General features: G+C 63.5%; 13 protein-coding genes. 9 read left to right on the top strand and 4 right to left on the bottom strand.

Annotated features, from left to right (window positions below; translation table 11 throughout):
- Positions 1-2: 2 nt before the first annotated feature.
- The 3 genes from AC3A84_RS09610 to guaD form a co-directional block, all read right to left on the bottom strand.
- Entirely contained in the window at positions 3-245 is a 243-nt protein-coding gene (locus AC3A84_RS09610; RefSeq protein ID WP_487969430.1) for a hypothetical protein, read from the bottom strand.
- A 623-nt stretch (positions 246-868) separates the two neighbouring features.
- Positions 869-1,435, bottom strand: coding sequence for a dCTP deaminase (gene dcd, locus AC3A84_RS09615; RefSeq protein WP_487969432.1), 567 nt, complete (start codon positions 1,433-1,435; stop codon positions 869-871).
- 121 nt (positions 1,436-1,556) lie between these two features.
- Complete coding sequence (gene guaD, locus AC3A84_RS09620; RefSeq protein WP_487969434.1) at positions 1,557-2,837, bottom strand: guanine deaminase; 1,281 nt, start codon at positions 2,835-2,837, stop codon at positions 1,557-1,559.
- 103 nt (positions 2,838-2,940) lie between these two features.
- On the opposite strand from guaD, the gene pilV reads away from it, so the two are divergent.
- The 8 genes from pilV to AC3A84_RS09660 all read left to right on the top strand — a co-directional run bounded on the left by pilV (position 2,941) and on the right by AC3A84_RS09660 (position 13,757).
- Entirely contained in the window at positions 2,941-3,585 is a 645-nt protein-coding gene (gene pilV, locus AC3A84_RS09625; protein ID WP_487969436.1) for a type IV pilus modification protein PilV, read from the top strand.
- The gene (locus tag AC3A84_RS09630; protein ID WP_487969696.1) at positions 3,585-4,565 is read left to right on the top strand and encodes a PilW family protein; all 981 of its coding nucleotides are present in this window, start codon (positions 3,585-3,587) and stop codon (positions 4,563-4,565) included. Before pilV ends, AC3A84_RS09630 begins: the two co-directional genes overlap by 1 nt.
- The gene (locus AC3A84_RS09635) at positions 4,565-5,218 is read left to right on the top strand and encodes a pilus assembly PilX family protein (protein ID WP_487969438.1); all 654 of its coding nucleotides are present in this window, start codon (positions 4,565-4,567) and stop codon (positions 5,216-5,218) included. Before AC3A84_RS09630 ends, AC3A84_RS09635 begins: the two co-directional genes overlap by 1 nt.
- Before the next feature lie 17 nt (positions 5,219-5,235).
- Positions 5,236-9,564 (top strand): pilus assembly protein, encoded by a 4,329-nt coding sequence (locus tag AC3A84_RS09640; protein WP_487969440.1) that lies wholly within the window; start codon positions 5,236-5,238, stop codon positions 9,562-9,564.
- Positions 9,555-10,001, top strand: coding sequence for a type IV pilin protein (locus AC3A84_RS09645; protein WP_487969441.1), 447 nt, complete (start codon positions 9,555-9,557; stop codon positions 9,999-10,001). The genes AC3A84_RS09640 and AC3A84_RS09645 overlap by 10 nt, the downstream gene beginning before the upstream one ends.
- Positions 9,998-10,588, top strand: coding sequence for a GspH/FimT family pseudopilin (locus tag AC3A84_RS09650; RefSeq protein WP_487969442.1), 591 nt, complete (start codon positions 9,998-10,000; stop codon positions 10,586-10,588). Before AC3A84_RS09645 ends, AC3A84_RS09650 begins: the two co-directional genes overlap by 4 nt.
- Before the next feature lie 6 nt (positions 10,589-10,594).
- Positions 10,595-11,704, top strand: a complete 1,110-nt coding sequence (gene ribD, locus AC3A84_RS09655) for a bifunctional diaminohydroxyphosphoribosylaminopyrimidine deaminase/5-amino-6-(5-phosphoribosylamino)uracil reductase RibD (RefSeq protein ID WP_487969443.1) — start codon at positions 10,595-10,597, stop codon at positions 11,702-11,704.
- Between the two features lie 163 nt (positions 11,705-11,867).
- Positions 11,868-13,757 carry a phospholipase D family protein gene (locus AC3A84_RS09660; protein ID WP_487969444.1) on the top strand — a complete coding sequence of 630 codons (1,890 nt, stop codon included), beginning with the start codon at positions 11,868-11,870 and terminating at the stop codon, positions 13,755-13,757.
- Here the strand turns inward: AC3A84_RS09660 and AC3A84_RS09665 are convergent.
- Positions 13,717-14,706 carry a tRNA dihydrouridine synthase gene (locus AC3A84_RS09665; protein ID WP_487969445.1) on the bottom strand — a complete coding sequence of 330 codons (990 nt, stop codon included), beginning with the start codon at positions 14,704-14,706 and terminating at the stop codon, positions 13,717-13,719. The two genes, AC3A84_RS09660 and AC3A84_RS09665, sit on opposite strands and share 41 nt — an antisense overlap.
- A gap of 222 nt (positions 14,707-14,928) precedes the next feature.
- Between AC3A84_RS09665 and AC3A84_RS09670 the strand changes: the two genes are divergently transcribed.
- Positions 14,929-15,420, top strand: coding sequence for a hypothetical protein (locus tag AC3A84_RS09670; RefSeq protein ID WP_487969446.1), 492 nt, complete (start codon positions 14,929-14,931; stop codon positions 15,418-15,420).
- The last annotated feature ends 30 nt before the right edge of the window (positions 15,421-15,450 follow it).

Genomic DNA, 15,450 nt, shown 5'->3' on the forward strand with positions numbered 1-15,450 from the left:
CCTTATTGCGCGAGATTGCCAGGACGCAAGTCGGACGTTGAAGTCACCTGGATGGACGGGGACTTGGCGGAGGCCAGAGCCGCCTGACGTGCGCCGGCCTGCTCCACCTGACCATTCAGCACCGAACCCAGCACGGCGAGTTGTACCGCGATGATGATGCCCCCGATCGCCATGACCCATTTGCGGGCTGTGGAGGGAGCCTGAGACTGCTCGATGGATTCGGAGGACGTGTCGATCGTCGGCATGAAAGGCTCCTCGTGAGCTGTGTTGTGACGAGGAGAATGCTAGACGCCGCTTGTTACACGATCTTGCGGCCCCGATCCCATGCGTTCGTAGGATGAGGGCGCAGACGCCACGCAGCCCACTCCTGCAGATCGCCCCGCCGCATCCCGTTGCGGGTCCCCGCCGGCATTCAGCAATGGCATCGGTGTGAAATACGAAGACAACTGCGAGACCAGCGCCTGCAGCGCCATATCCCCAGGAATTGCCTTCGCCCGCTCAAGCTGCAGCGCCGCATAGCTGCAGTCACCCAGCATCATGGCGGCGCTGACACACCGGCCGTGAGAAGCCATGCGAAGAAGGAACTCATTCAAGGCGTGAGCCGGCCAGTAGGCTCGCGTACATCGGGCATGGCCCCATCCCGCATCGGCAACGCTGGCTGCCTGCGCCTGCAAGGCATAAGACGAATCAGACCGAGGAGGAGACTCCAGGGGGGCGAGCATGGCGACGACCTCGAAAAAATCTGGAAACGGGCTGCTTTCAGATGGTGTGTGCAACCCTTGGACGCGTCATGTTATGCCGCATGCTGGTCGCAGCTGATCCGGCGGGACCCCGTCGCGATGTAGGACGCCGGAGGCCTTCAGGCCCTTTAGGCCTTGGGCAACGTGACGCCGACCTGGCCCTGGTACTTGCCGCCACGGTCCTTGTAGCTGACCTCGCAGACTTCGTCGCTTTCGAAGAACAGCACCTGGGCGCAGCCTTCGCCCGCATAGATGCGCGCAGGCAGCGGCGTGGTGTTGCTGAATTCGAGCGTCACATAGCCCTCCCACTCAGGCTCGAACGGCGTGACGTTCACGATGATGCCGCAGCGCGCATAGGTGCTCTTGCCCAGGCAGATGGTCAGCACGTTGCGCGGAATGCGGAAGTACTCCACCGTGCGCGCCAGCGCGAAGCTGTTGGGCGGAATGATGCAGCTGTCGCCATGGAAATCGACGAAGCTCTTTTCGTCGAAATGCTTGGGGTCCACCACCGTGCTGTGGATATTCGTGAACACCTTGAATTCCGGCGCGCAGCGGATGTCGTAGCCGTAGCTGCTGGTGCCGTAGCTGATGATCTTGCGGCCCTCGCGCTCACGGATCTGGCCGGGCTCGAAGGGCTCGATCATCCCGTGCTGCTCCGCCATGCGGCGGATCCACTTGTCGCTTTTAATGGTCATTGCTTTACTCCTGCAGCCTATTCTAGGGTGGGGGCTTGCGCCGGCCCCCACCGCCCATACCCTCAAGATGCTATTACAAAAATAGCATCAGGCCCTTGATTCACCTACGCTGCGGGGACAATCAGGCAATGACCGTGCGCTCGATGACCCGGTCGTCGCCCAGCACGATCAGCGCAAACAGCAGCTCTTTCAGGCTGGCAGCCTGCGAGGTCTTGCGTGCCAGCAAGGGCGTGGCCTGCGGGTTCAGCACGACGAAGTCGGCTTCGGTGCCGGGCTGCAGCGTGCCGACCACGCCCTCCAGCCCCAGTGCCCGTGCGGCCCCGCCGGTGTGGCGCCACCACAGCTGCTGAGGGCTCAGGCTCACGCCGGGCTTGGTCTGGCCCTCACGCCCCACGTAATAGGCCGCCAGCATGGTATGGAACGGGCTGAAGCTCGTGCCGCCGCCCACGTCGCTGGCCAGGCCATGCTCGAAACCGATGCGGGCCGCGCCCTCGTAATCGAAGAAGCCGCTGCCCAGAAACAGGTTGCTGGTGGGGCTCACGGCCGCAGCCGTACCTGTATCGCGCATCAAGGCCCTGTCTTCATCGTCGAAGTGGATGCAATGGGCATAGACGGCACGCTGGCGCATCAGCCCAAAATCGTCATAGACCGACAGATAGCTGCGCGCCGCCGGGAACAGCTCGCGCACCCAGCGCACCTCGTCCAGGTTCTCGGCTACGTGCGACTGGATCCACACATCGGGATACTGCGCCGCCAGCCCCCCCGCACCGCGCAGTTGCGCCTCACTGCAGGTGGGCACGAAACGCGGCGTGATGGCGTAGCCCAGCCGGCCTTGCCCATGCCAGCGCTGGATGAGCGCCTCGGTATCCCTCAGTGATTGCCGCGTCTCGTCGCGCACACCGTCGGGCGAATGCTGATCCTGCAACACCTTGCCGGCGATGAGCCGCATTCCGCGCCGCTGCGCCCCGGCCATGAGGGCATCGACGGAGGCGGGGTGCGAGGTAGCGAAGGTCAGCGCGGTGGTCACGCCATTGCGAAGCAACTCGTCCAGGAAGACCTCTGCAACCTCCGTCGCGTAGGACGGATCAGCGAAGCGCGACTCGTGCGGGAAGGTGTAGTTCTCCAGCCAGGGCAGCAATCCGTCCGCCGGCGATCCGATGACGTCGGTCTGCGGGAAGTGGATGTGCATGTCGATGAAACCGGGGGCGATGATGCGGCCGGGCCAGTGGGTGCAAGCTTCGGCCTCGAGGCCAAACTGAGGTGCCAACGCGTGCCAGGGCCCAGCCGCCTTTACGCAGGACACCCCGCGAGGGCCTTGGTGAACCGCCAGCAATGCGTCTTCGTCGTACAGCGCGCGACCATCGGGCGTAAATCTCAGCAACGCGGAGCGGTATATCGGCATGGCGAGAGCTTACAAGCTTCTGAGTGGTTCCAAAGGCAGGATGGACGGCAGTGTGGTTACAGCCCGATGCACTTACCATAAGACAGAAACTCCGCCCCCCTCCATGCCTACCCTGCAGTCACAAAGAGGCTTTTCCCTCATCGAGATACTGATCTCAATCGTCGTACTGTGCTTCGGCGTCCTCGGTATGGTCGGCCTACAGGCCGCCTCGCTGCAGGCCAATCGAGAGGCTCGGCTCCAATCCACAGCCGTCCGGCTGGCCGAGGAAATGGCAGAGCTGATGCGCGGCAACAAGGACACCGCACTGAAAACCACGAACAATCCATATCTTTTCGACGTGAACAGCAGTTCCTCAATAACCGCGGTCACCTGCGGGCTACCCGGGGACTCCTCCGATTGCACCACCGGCGATTTGGTCGGCCAGCGCGATGTCTACGAGTGGCTGATCCGCACGGTCACGGGCACGAAGAATTCCTCTGGTGCCTGGCTCACCCGCCCGGAGCTACCCGGTGCGCGGGTGGTAATCTGCCAGGACAGCACTCCTTACGACGCGTCCGGGCTGCCGCAATGGGCGTGCAGCGGAACCGGCGGCACGCTGGTGCTGAAGATGGGGTGGACCCGGGCCAACACTTTGCGCGGCGCGACGGGCACGGACGCCAGCGATACCTCGTCGGCCAACACCGGCGCGTTCGACAAAGCGTTGCGGCCTGCGGTCACCTTCACCGTCACGCCAGGGAGCACGTCGTGATGGCCCAGCTCCATTGCCCCAAAGCCTCACGGCAGCACGGACTGACGCTGGTCGAACTCATGGTCGCGCTTGCGCTCGGCCTCCTGATTACCTTGGCAGCGATAGCAGCACTGACAGTATCGCGGCAAGGCTTTGCCACCGTGGATGCATCAGCGCAGTTACGGGACAACGCCCGCTTCGCCACCACCATGATTCGCAGGCTGGTGGTTCAGGCAGGCTACCTGGACACCCAATACGGAGCCAACACGGCAGCCCCATCCTTCAAGATGGGGGATGCATCCGCGTCACTCGCAGAACCCAACATCAAGGGATTCAACAACGCGACCTTCGACGCAGCCTTGGTCACGGGAACCACCAACACGGTCAGTTCAAGCAAGCAAGGCTTGAACAACAGCGATCTGCTGGTGATCCGCTATCAGGTAGGCACCATCACGAAAGCTGATGGCTCGCAAATGAGCGACCAATCCATGATCGACTGCAGAGGCAACAGGCCCTCGGATGCACCGATCAAACCTACGGACCGTATCGTGAGCGTTTTCTATGTTGACAACAGCATGGGGGAGCCTTCCTTGATGTGCGGCTGGGGCACAACCGACGGAATCGTCGGCCAGCAGCCTATCGTGGAGGGGGTAGAGAGCCTGCAAATCCTGTACGGCATGACCACTGGTGCTATTCCCACGACATCGAAGGAAGGAGTCCCGGAGCGCTACATGCGGGCCGATCAGCTGGTCGCGAGCACCGAAGCAGCGACCAACGCCAACTGGGAAAATGTACGGTCCATCCGCATCGGCATGGTGCTCAGGGGCCCGCCGGGATCGGCACCCGAAAGAAACGTCCCCGCGCAGTACCCCTTAGGCGCCAAGGACCTAATGAACTTGACCGCAGACGCCGGCAGCACTTTCGCAGAGCGGTCCGATGGCAGGCTTCGCCATACGGTCACATTCACCATCCACCTTCGCAACCGGCAGAAGCTCCTGTGATGCGTCACCGCCCCCCTCGTTTCCCGCGTCCCGCTGATCGCCTGCGCTCGCCCTGCTTCGGGCATGCCCGGCAACAGCGCGGGGTATCCCTTATCGTGGTGCTGATCTTGCTGGTCATCATTTCGCTCCTGGGCATCAGCGCCGCTCAGCTCTCGATGATGAGCGAACGGGGCTCACGCAATGAACGTGATCTGCAAATTGCATGGCAAGGGGCTGAGGCAGGACTGATGGATGCAGAGTTCGACATACGCGGTCCCGGAACGTCGAGCCGCATGGGCGTCTTCACGAAGAACGACTCCTCGGCCTTCGTCACGGGCAGCTGCGGCGCCAGCGAGAGCGGCAACAGCGTTGGACTGTGCGATCCATCCACCGTGACCGGCAAACCTCTGTGGCTGAGCACGGACCTGGCCGCCGACACCCCTGCAGCCACACTCTACGGAACGTTCACGAACCGCGCCTTCACCGCAGGAGCTTCCGGACTGCAGCCGGCTAAGCAGCCCCGTTACATCATCGAGGTTCTGCCTGACAAAAATGCGTTTGGAGACGCCAGTGGACAGGCAGAAAAAAAATTCGTCTATCGCGTCACGGCCATGGGCTTTGGTCCGCGCGCCGACATCCAGGCCGTCACGCAAATGCTCTTTCGCAAAGAATGACCGAACCCGGACCGACCATGAAGTTCCTGCCGCACTCCCGGGCCGCCCGCTGGCTCATCGCCATCCTTGCACCTTCCGTTCTCACCTACGGGCTGTACTCGCTGAGCCAAAGTGCCCCGGCCACACCGCCCAATATCACACCCGTACAACTCAGCGCAGACCCACTCTACGCCCAGGGCTCCGGCCAAAAGCCGACCCTTACCCTGGCTTTGTCGGTGGAGTTTCCGACCGTAGGTGCGCAATATCGCCAGAACTACGATATTTCCACCACCTACCCGGGCTATTTCAACCCGGCCATGTGCTATCAGTACGTGAATAACGTCACCACCAAGCACTTCGCCATATCGGGCGCCGCCACTGGCAATAGCTGCAACGGAGCAGGTTTCAGCGGCAATTTCATGAATTGGGCCACCGGTTCCGCCATCGACATCTTGCGCTTGGGGCTGACGGGCGGAGACCGCATTGAAGACACGGCCACCAGCAGCATCCTGCAACGCGCAGTGATTCCCAGCAACTTCTACGACAACGGCTCCTATTTCCCGCAGAAAAATGTAGCGAACGATATCGCGAAGCAGTCCTTGCCGAGCAGCCTTTTCGCTGCGAACGACACCACGGGCGTTCGGATCAGCAATTGCCTGAACAAGGTCCACATCTTTACCAACGGCATCGTGCCCCAATACAGCGGAAGCGATGCATGCGACAACCCTGACATTCTGATGGGCCCGATTCTCGAACAACGCAATGGCACGAACCGCCCGAGCGGCTACAGCGACTGCGCAGGCGAGAACGGCACTTGCAGCTTCACCGGCTACCGCGAAATGGTGTTCGGAACGACCACCAAGTGGCAGCGACGTCTGGTCAAGAGCGGCGTCAATTGCGATTACCGCGTGCTGGGTGATCCTGCCCCCAACGAGGGGAAGAGGTGCTACATCAAAACGACCACACTGACTTTTCCTGCAGATCAGAATGCGTTGGCGGGTGATTCGTTCTTCTATGCCCGTGCCAAAGTTTGCAACTCCAGCGGGGGGAACCTGCAGGACACACGGGATATGTGCCAACGATACCCGAACGGCAATTTCAAGCCCGTGGGCAACATGCAGCGCTACAGCGACCGGCTGCGCCTGGCCGCCTTCGGCTACCTGATGGACAACAGCCGATCGAGGTACGGTGGCGTGCTGCGTGCGCCTATGACATACGTGGGCACCACGTCATATGACGCCAACGGCAACCTGGTGAGCGGAACGAACCCCTATGCAGAATGGGATGCGAATACAGGGGTTTTCAACCAGAACCCACGCAATGCTAGCGAGGGAATCAGCGGGGTGATCAATTACCTCAACCGGTTTGGTCGCACGGGAACCCCAGGCACTTACAAGGGTCTGGATCCGATCAGTGAGCTCTATTACGAGAGCCTGCGCTACCTGCAGGGGCTGCAACCGACGGCAGGAGCCGTGATCAACCTGACAACCGCCAACAAGGATGGCTATCCGGTGTACAGCAGCTGGACGGACCCGTTTGCAGGTAGCTCCAGCACGAAGAGCTACGCCTGCCTGCGCAACAGCATTCTGACCATCGGCGACAAGAACACCCACTCGGACAAGTCGCTTCCGGGCAATACGCGCACAGCCAATGAAGACTACGACCGCAGCAGCGACGTGAACGTGGCTGCCGATGTTCCGAACTTCGTGGATTGGACACGTGTCGTGGGTGGATTTGAGTCCAACAACAGCGTCACCTATACGGATGGTCGCGGCGCCTCTCGGACCACCAGCAATCCGACCAGCACGACGAATACGGCCCTTTGGGGCATGGAAAACCAGGACACGGGCGCGGGCGGCACCTCCGCCTACTACATGGCGGGCGCAGCCTACTGGGCGCACACCCACGACATCCGCACCGCAGAGGACCGGCGGCGCCCCGGTATGCGCGTCACCACCTATGTGCTGGATGTCAACGAAGGTGGAGCCAGCAGCGACGCCAATACCCGCCGCCGCACGCAGTTGTTTCTGACAGCCAAGTATGGCGGATTCAGCGATCCTGACAACGACGGCAACCCCTTCACGCCTGCGAATGAGCAAGGTGCGTTCAACAGCCGCTACTGGGAAAAGGACACCGAACCAGGGGAAGCCAAGACCTACTTCCTGGCCAGCGATGCCACAGCGGTATTGCGCGCCCTGGATGGCATCTTCGCTTCCGCAGCCAAGGTCAGCAGCACCATCTCTGCGCCGGCCGCCTCGACCAACACATTGTCCACCAGCGATGGGTTCTACTACACCGCCAGTTTCAATCCGGAATACTGGTCGGGCGATCTGAAGCGCAACACCATACGGATCAGCGCCAGTGGCGCCGTCCAGCTGGGAAATATCCAGAACGCTGTTTCTGCCGCGGCGCGACTCGATCAGCTGACGGACGCGCAAACCGACAACCGCAACATCATCGTGGGGCTGGAGGGCTCCAGCAGCACGGGCGGCACAGCCGCGGCCTTCACCTGGGCTGCCATCAACGATACGCTTCGCAGCAACCTCAATAAAGCGAATCCCACGGCAACAGCGGACAACGACGGCACGAACCGCCTGAATTTCATTCGCGGATACCGCGCCCGGGAGGGGGTTTCCTATCGCCAGCGAGCTTCACGACTGGGAGACATTGTGAATTCCGGCGCCGCCTATTCCGGCGCACCCACCACCCGCTACAACGGCATCAGCGCTTACAAGACCTTCTACAACGCCAATGTGAACCGGACCAAGGCGGTTTTCATCGGCGCCAACGACGGCATGCTCCACGCCTTCAATGCGGACACGATGGAGGAGCTGTTTGCCTATATCCCCAGTTGGCTGGGCACCAAGCTGTCCCAGCTGTCCAATAGCAACTACAACTCGTCGGGCCACACCAGCTACGTGGACGCCCAGCCCGTGGTGGCGGAGGCCCAGGTAGGTTCAGACTGGAAGACCGTGCTGGTCTCCGGCACGGGGGGCGGTGGACAGGGCGTGTTCGCCCTGGACGTGTCCAATCCCGGCAGCTTCGCTGCCAACAAGGTACTGTGGGAGTTCACGGACCAGAACGACCCAGACCTGGGCAATGTCATAGGACAGCCCCGCATCGTGAAGCTGCGGACCAGCGCTCCTACCGCGACCACGCCGACCTATAAATGGTTCGCGGCCGTGGCCAGTGGCGTCAACAACTACGTGAACGACGGAAGTGACCGGTTCAGCACCACAGGCAGCCCCGCACTGTTCCTGCTGGATCTGTCAAAGCCGTCGCGCGATGCCTGGTCGCTGGGCACCAACTATTTCAAGATCAGCCTCCCCATCAGCAATGATTTGACGACGGGAACGCAGGAGGTCAACACGTCGGGCCAGGGCACCGGAGTGGGCAAGGCCACCGGCTTGCTGAACGTCAACTTCACTGCAAATTCGGTTGATGCCGTGGAATTCTTCTATCTCGGCGATCTTCACGGACAGTTCTGGAAGCTCGACATGAGCAAGGCGAACTTCTCCAGTTCGACGAATACCTCCTGGAACCTGGCCAAGGTCTCGGGGTACGTCAACAGCAGCAGTGCACCCATCCCCATGTACATCGCGAAAGACAGCGCGGGCAAGGTCCAGCCCATCACGATGGTGCCGACCATAGCCTTCGGCCCCTCATCGGGCAGCTACATCGTGGCTTTCGGCACGGGCAAGTATCTGGAGGCACGTGACAACAACATAGACAGCAGCACGCAGACGCAGTCGTTCTACGTTCTCTACGACAGCGGAAGCTCGTACACCGTGGATGTGCAGCCAGACACTGGCAGCCTGGCCCGCTTCAACGGCAGAGCGCGACTTCAGCAGGGCAGTATCACTTCCGGTGTGATCTCCGTCCCCAGTTTCTACTGGAACGTGCCGCGCAACACCAATGACACCGACAAGAAAGCGGGTTGGTTCATCGATTTCCCCCTCGGCGGAAGCTCGGGTGGCGAGCGCCAGATCACCTCCGCGACCCTGTTCGGGCAGGACATCCTGTTCACCAGCCTGTTGCCTCCCAGTGCATCCACTGACGCCTGCGGCGGCGGTTCCAGCTACGCCTACCAGGCCAATCTGGCCTCAGGTCAGGGCACAGCCGTGGCCTTATCCAGCGGGGCCCAGGGTGCTCCCATGGTGTTCAACACAGGATCAACGCTCTCTGGTAGTGACTCCGTAGGCTCTCGCACCAGAACGGACAGGGCCGTGATCATGCGCCCAGGGGCGACCGCCAACGAGGGGGTGACCATCTCGGACACGATAACAACGCCCCCGACGGATGTTGGACGGCTGAGCTGGCGACAGCTTAACAATTACCGCGAACTCCGAAACAAGACATGGGACTGAGCATGGCAGCAGGAAAGCAATCGAGGGGTTTCACCCTCATCGAACTCATGATCGTGGTCGCAGTGGTCGGGATTCTCGCCACCATCGCGTACCCCTCATACCAGGAGTACATGCGCAAGGCCAAGCGGGCCGAAGGGCGCACCGCGCTGATGGAGCTACTGCAGCAGCAGGAGCGCTACATGACGCAAAACAACACGTATCTGGCGGTCGCGACTGCGGGAGCCACCTCTACGCCGTTCAAGACCTTTTCAGGCGACAGACGCGACGTCGCCGCCTATTGGCTGGGCGCACGGGCTTGCACAGGGCAGACCATCGACAACTGTGTCCAAGTCTTCGGAGTCCCCAAGTACACCGATCCTGCCATCACCGAGCTGAACATCACCAGCACGGGCGTGAAGAGTTGCACGGGCAGCAATACCTCGGTCTGCTGGAAATGAAGCTGCGCTCCCGCCCTCACGAAGGCAGATTGAACGCCGCAAAGGGGTTCACCCTCATCGAGCTCATGGTGACCATCGCACTGATGGCCATCATGCTGGGTATGGCCGCTCCCAACTTCGTGAGCTTCAAGCGCAATTCCGAACTGACGAGCATCTCCAACAATTTCCTGGCTGCGTTGAACACCGCGCGCACCGAAGCCATGAAGCGGAACATGTTTGCCATGGTGATGCCAGCCAACAACGACAGCGACTGGTCCAAGGGGTGGACCGTATTCGTCGACGCGAACGACAACGGACGATTCGACAGCACCGATATCTTGGTCATGCAGCAAGAAGCCCCCCCGTCCTACATCACGCTGACGGGCAACAACAGCACGGCCGCCAACCCCAGCTACGTACGGTACGACGGCTCTGGCTTCTCCCGCCCTCTGAACAGCGACTTGGCCAACACCACGTTGAGCATCGCACGCAGCGACGCGGGCTCCGATCCGCGGCAGATCCGCCGCATCAAGATCAGCATTACGGGACGCGCTCGGATCTGCACCCCACAATCCAGCTCCGATACCAACTGCCCCGCCTCCGGCTGACTTGAAATGACCGCTAAGCAGATGCAGCGCGCACTCGCGCTTGCAGCACAGGCGCTGCGCCTGTCCAATCCCAACCCCCGCGTCGGCTGCGTGATCACGTCAGCGGGAGGCGAGGTGCTGGGGGAGGGATTCACCCAGCAGGCTGGTGGACCGCATGCCGAGGTCATGGCACTGCGCCAGGCAGCGGAAAGGGGCATCGACGTCAGCGGCGCAACAGCCTACGTTACCCTCGAGCCCTGCTCGCACCACGGACGCACGGGACCGTGCTGCGATGCGCTGATCCAGGCGGGCATCCGGCGGGTTGTGGCCTCGCTCGCCGATCCTAATCCACTGGTAGCAGGCCAGGGCTTCGCGCGCCTGCAGGCGGCAGGCATGCAAGTCGAGGTAGGCCCGGGCGCCGAGGCGTCGCGGGAGCTCAACATCGGTTTCTTCAGCCGCATGCAGCGCGGCCGCCCCTGGGTGCGCATGAAAGCGGCCACGTCGCTGGACGGGTTCACTGCACTGCCCAACGGTGCCAGCCAGTGGATTACCTCGCCCGAAGCGCGTGCCGACGGACACGCCTGGCGCGCCCGCGCCTGTGCCGTGCTCACCGGCATCGGCACCATACTCGCGGACGATCCGCATCTGAACGTGCGGCACATCGCAACACGGCGCCAGCCCCATCTGGCCATCGTCGACAGTCAGTTGCAGACACCACCAAGCGCCCGCCTCTTCGAAGTGCGCCAGCGCCAGGTGCTGATCTACACGGCCAGCGGCGACGCAACGAAGGCTGCTGCGCTACGGGACCGAGGCGCTCAGGTCATCGCCACGCCGACCGCCGACAACGGGCACGTCAACCTGCGCTGGGTGCTACAGGATCTGGCTTGCCAGCGCAGCGTGAACGAAGTGCATGTGGAAGCAGGCGCCCGACTCAACGGTGCCCTCGTGCGCGACCAACTGGTGGACGAGGTTCTTCTATACATGGCTCCCACGCTGCTCGGAGCTGGCCTTGGCATGGCGCAGTGGGGCCCGCTAAGCACGCTGGACGGCGCCCATACGATGGCATGGCACGCCGTAGACCAAGTCGGCGTTGATCTTCGCATCGTCGCGCGAGGCGTCGGGCGAGACGTTTTTTGAGAGCCTTCTAAGGTTTTGAATGGCGACCCGGTAGCGGAGCGAGTCGGCCTCGGCGTCCATTAATCTCGCACCTTTGTCCGACGTGAGAAGCGTGCATGGTCGGATATACCCATATCGCCATGCACACCGCCCACCATTCCGACCGCCCCCGCACCCCGCCTCCATGATTGCCGCATCCGCCCACAAGCCGCTGCGGCATCTCCAGCAGACCGGAAACGCTGCCTACCGTTGGCTGCTGCTCATCGCCCTGTCCTGGGGACTGACAGCCTGCGGCGGCCTGCCGCAGCACGTGGAGCGTCCCACGTCTTTCGCCCTGCCGGCGGGCGTGCCCACCACGCTGCGCCAAATCACGCTGGACCATGCCAACAGCCACTCGCGGCCGCCAGGCGCATCCAGCTTTATGCTGCTGAGCAGCCCTCAGGACGCCTTCACCAGCCGCCTCGCGCTCGTCCAGCAAGCCCAGAAGACCCTCGACCTGCAGTACTACGCCATCCACGCCGACGCGAGCAGCGAGCGGCTGCTGCGCGGGATCGTGGCAGCCGCGCGGCGAGGCGTACGGGTGCGCATCCTGCTGGACGACTTCCACAGCACCGGGCGCAATGCGCTGGTGATGCGTATGGCGTTCGAGCCCCGCATCGAGATGCGCATGTTCAACCCTGTGGCGGGCTCGCGGGCCTCGCCCATCGGACGGCTCTGGAGCTCGCTCACCGACTTCGCCCGGGTGCAGCAACGCATGCACAACAAGCTCTTCCTGGCGGACAACGTGATGGGTGTGACGGGCGGACGCAATCTGGGTGATGCCTATTTCGGCTTCTCCGATGCCGCCAATTTCGTGGACACCGACGTGCTGGTCGCCGGCCCCATCGTGCAGGACATGTCGCGCAGCTTCGACAGCTACTGGAATAACGAGCGGGCCTATCCGGTGCAATCGCTGATCACCCGGGAGGAATTGAACCGCCTTCGCGCACAGGTGCTGCAGGACGACGGAAGCCGTGACGATTCCGGCGCAGAGGACGTTCAAACCGACTCCACCACGCCGGCCCGCAGCAGCGAAAGCCGGGATGTGTGGAGTGCCAGCACTGCCCGCGGCACCGCCGATGACAGGAATGACGGCGCAGGCAGCCGCCCGATGCCGCCCGACGGAGAACCCCGCCCCGCCGCAGGCGGGCCCACGCAGGAGCAGCGCGAGCGCGTGTGGCGCGCCCAGCCGATGGATCTGGCGCAGGCCGCTTTTGTGTGGGCGCCAGCCGTGCTGATGGCGGACAAGCCGACGAAGATTCCGCTGGACGAGCCTGCGCCCCCCTCAAGCGGCGAGGTGCCAGCGCAATCCCCTGCGACGCCCGACTCGGCCACTGCGCCCTCCATGCAGAAGGCGTCGGCTATTCCCAGCGCATCGGATGGCGACACGGTGGTGGATGGCCTGCTCAAGCTGATTGGCCTCACACGCAGCGAGCTGCTCATCATCTCCCCGTACTTCGTTCCCGGCGACGACATGAAGGCCGCCTTCGCGAAGGTGCGGGCCCGGGGCGTGCGGGTACGCATCCTGACGAACTCGCTGGCGTCCAACGATGCGCCCATCGCCCACGTGGGCTATGCGCGGCACCGCGAGGCGCTGCTCGACATGGGCATCGAGCTGTATGAGATGCGCAGCGACGCGGCGGGCCTGCGCTCGGCCTTCGGCAGCAGCGCGGGCGCAGCGAGCAGCGAGCCCGCGCAGGATTCGCGCGCCATGCTGCACTCCAAGGTCATGGTCATCGACCGCCGGCTGCTGGTGATCGGCTCGATGAACCTGGACCTGCGCTCGCAGCTGCAGAACACCGAGATCGCGCTGCTGATCCGCAGCGCCCAACTCTCGGGCCAGGCCAGCGCGCAGATCGAATCGGCGATGCTTCACAACGCCTGGCGGCTGGAGCGCGACGCGCAGGGCGGCCTGCGCTGGATCGCGCCCGAAGGCAGCGGCCTGCCCGATGCCACGACCGACCCGAATACCAGCCTGGGCCTGCGGCTGATCCTCAAGCTGCTGGGCCCGCTGGCGCCTGACCAGCTGCTGTGAGCTGCTGCGCCACCCACTGCGTGATCGCCTGCTGATCGGTCATCGTGCGCACGTGCTGGTAGGCGGCTTCTGCCTCGGGATAGCGGCGGCGCAGCAGGTTGAGCCACTGCTTGAGGCGGCCGGCGCGCTGGCGCGGCTCCAGGTCCTCGCACACCAGCTGCCAGAAATCGGCGATGTGCGGCAGCAGCGCGGCCCAGGGCAGCGCTTCGGCATGCGGCGGGCCTCCCGCGTCGGCTGCGCGAATGGCCAGGGCCAGTCCGGGGTCAGCGACGATGCCGCGCCCCAGCATCAGCGCCTGTCCGCCCGAGACCTCGCGGCAGCGCTGCGCGTCGGCCACCGTCCAGATCTCGCCATTGGCCACCACCGGAATAGCGACGGCGGCCCGGATGGCCGGAATGCGCTCCCAGTAAGCGGGCGGGCGGTAGCCGTCCATCTTGGTCCGCGCATGCACGACCAGCTCGCAGGCACCGCCGTCGGCCATGGCCTGGGCACATTCCAGCGTCAGGCTCGTGTCGTCATAGCCCAGACGCATCTTGGCCGACACCGGCAGGTGCGCCGGGACCGCGCGCCGCACGGCCGACACCAAGGCTGCGATGCGCTCGGGCTCGCGTAGCAGGGCCGCGCCGCCCCCATGGCGGTTCACCACCTTGGCGGGGCAGCCGAAGTTCAGGTCGATGCCTTCGGGGCCCAGCTCGGCCAGTCGGGCCGCGTTCTCGGCCATGCTCACCGGGTCGGAGCCCAGCAGCTGGGCGCGCACCGGCACACCGGCCAGGGTGCGCCCGCCGTGGTTCAGCTCGGGGATGTAACGCAGGAAGACCTTGTCCGGCAGCAGCGAGTCGGTGATGCGGATGAATTCCGACACGCAGCGATCCACGCCCCCCACACGGGTGAGCACGTCGCGCAGAACGAAGTCGAGCAGGCCCTCCATGGGTGCCAGCAGCAACGTCATGGGCTGCCTCTGCGGCACCGGGCCCGCTCGGCCCGCAGCGTTCGCGCCGGAAACCGGCCATCAAAAGAAAACATGGATGAAATTTGCCTTGAGCGCTTGATTATCCTTCGCATCCCGCTATTAAATATGTAGCAAATCCATACCCAGGGAGATCCGACGTCATGCCCGCGTCACGGCTGCCGTGTCCAATAGGCCACAAGCCTCGTTGCAGGCTACCGCTCCATGCTGCTGCAGAAAACCGACAAAGCCCGACTCGAACTCTCCCCCGGCGTTCGCACGCTCAGCCTGCGCGAGCGTTCGCTCCTGTTGCTGGCCGACGGCCGGCCCAAAGTGGAGCTGGACGCGATGTACAACGGCTTGGGCGCCGAGATGGTTCGCGAACTCCTGCGCCAGGGCTATCTGACCGAACTCTCGCTGCCCGGCACGCCAGCGGATGCAGATGCAGATGCAGGCGCAGGTGAAGCGCCGGCCCCGTCGAACGCGCTGCGGTCGCTGGCCGGTGCCCGCATGTACCTCTTCGACATGTGCGAGCGCATGTTCGCACGGCGCGACCCAGAGCTGGCCGAGCAGTTCCGCGAAGCCCTGCGCGCCGCGCGCGACCGCGACAGCATGCTGGAAGTGGGCGAAGGCCTGCTGGCCGAGATCACCGTGCAGGCCGGTGCAGAGCGGGCGGCCTCGGTGCGGGAACGCATGCAGCAACTGCTGCCGGCCTGACGAGGCCGCGCCACGCAGGCACGGGCATCG

This window comes from Paracidovorax sp., assembly GCF_057642795.1.

Coding starts and splice junctions, on each gene's coding strand:
- AC3A84_RS09610 (WP_487969430.1), bottom strand. CDS start 245: ATGCCGACGATCGACACGTCCTCCGAATCCATCGAGCAGTCTCAGGCT.
- dcd (WP_487969432.1), bottom strand. CDS start 1,435: ATGACCATTAAAAGCGACAAGTGGATCCGCCGCATGGCGGAGCAGCAC.
- guaD (WP_487969434.1), bottom strand. CDS start 2,837: ATGCCGATATACCGCTCCGCGTTGCTGAGATTTACGCCCGATGGTCGC.
- pilV (WP_487969436.1), top strand. CDS start 2,941: ATGCCTACCCTGCAGTCACAAAGAGGCTTTTCCCTCATCGAGATACTG.
- AC3A84_RS09630 (WP_487969696.1), top strand. CDS start 3,585: ATGGCCCAGCTCCATTGCCCCAAAGCCTCACGGCAGCACGGACTGACG.
- AC3A84_RS09635 (WP_487969438.1), top strand. CDS start 4,565: ATGCGTCACCGCCCCCCTCGTTTCCCGCGTCCCGCTGATCGCCTGCGC.
- AC3A84_RS09640 (WP_487969440.1), top strand. CDS start 5,236: ATGAAGTTCCTGCCGCACTCCCGGGCCGCCCGCTGGCTCATCGCCATC.
- AC3A84_RS09645 (WP_487969441.1), top strand. CDS start 9,555: ATGGGACTGAGCATGGCAGCAGGAAAGCAATCGAGGGGTTTCACCCTC.
- AC3A84_RS09650 (WP_487969442.1), top strand. CDS start 9,998: ATGAAGCTGCGCTCCCGCCCTCACGAAGGCAGATTGAACGCCGCAAAG.
- ribD (WP_487969443.1), top strand. CDS start 10,595: ATGACCGCTAAGCAGATGCAGCGCGCACTCGCGCTTGCAGCACAGGCG.
- AC3A84_RS09660 (WP_487969444.1), top strand. CDS start 11,868: ATGATTGCCGCATCCGCCCACAAGCCGCTGCGGCATCTCCAGCAGACC.
- AC3A84_RS09665 (WP_487969445.1), bottom strand. CDS start 14,706: ATGACGTTGCTGCTGGCACCCATGGAGGGCCTGCTCGACTTCGTTCTG.
- AC3A84_RS09670 (WP_487969446.1), top strand. CDS start 14,929: ATGCTGCTGCAGAAAACCGACAAAGCCCGACTCGAACTCTCCCCCGGC.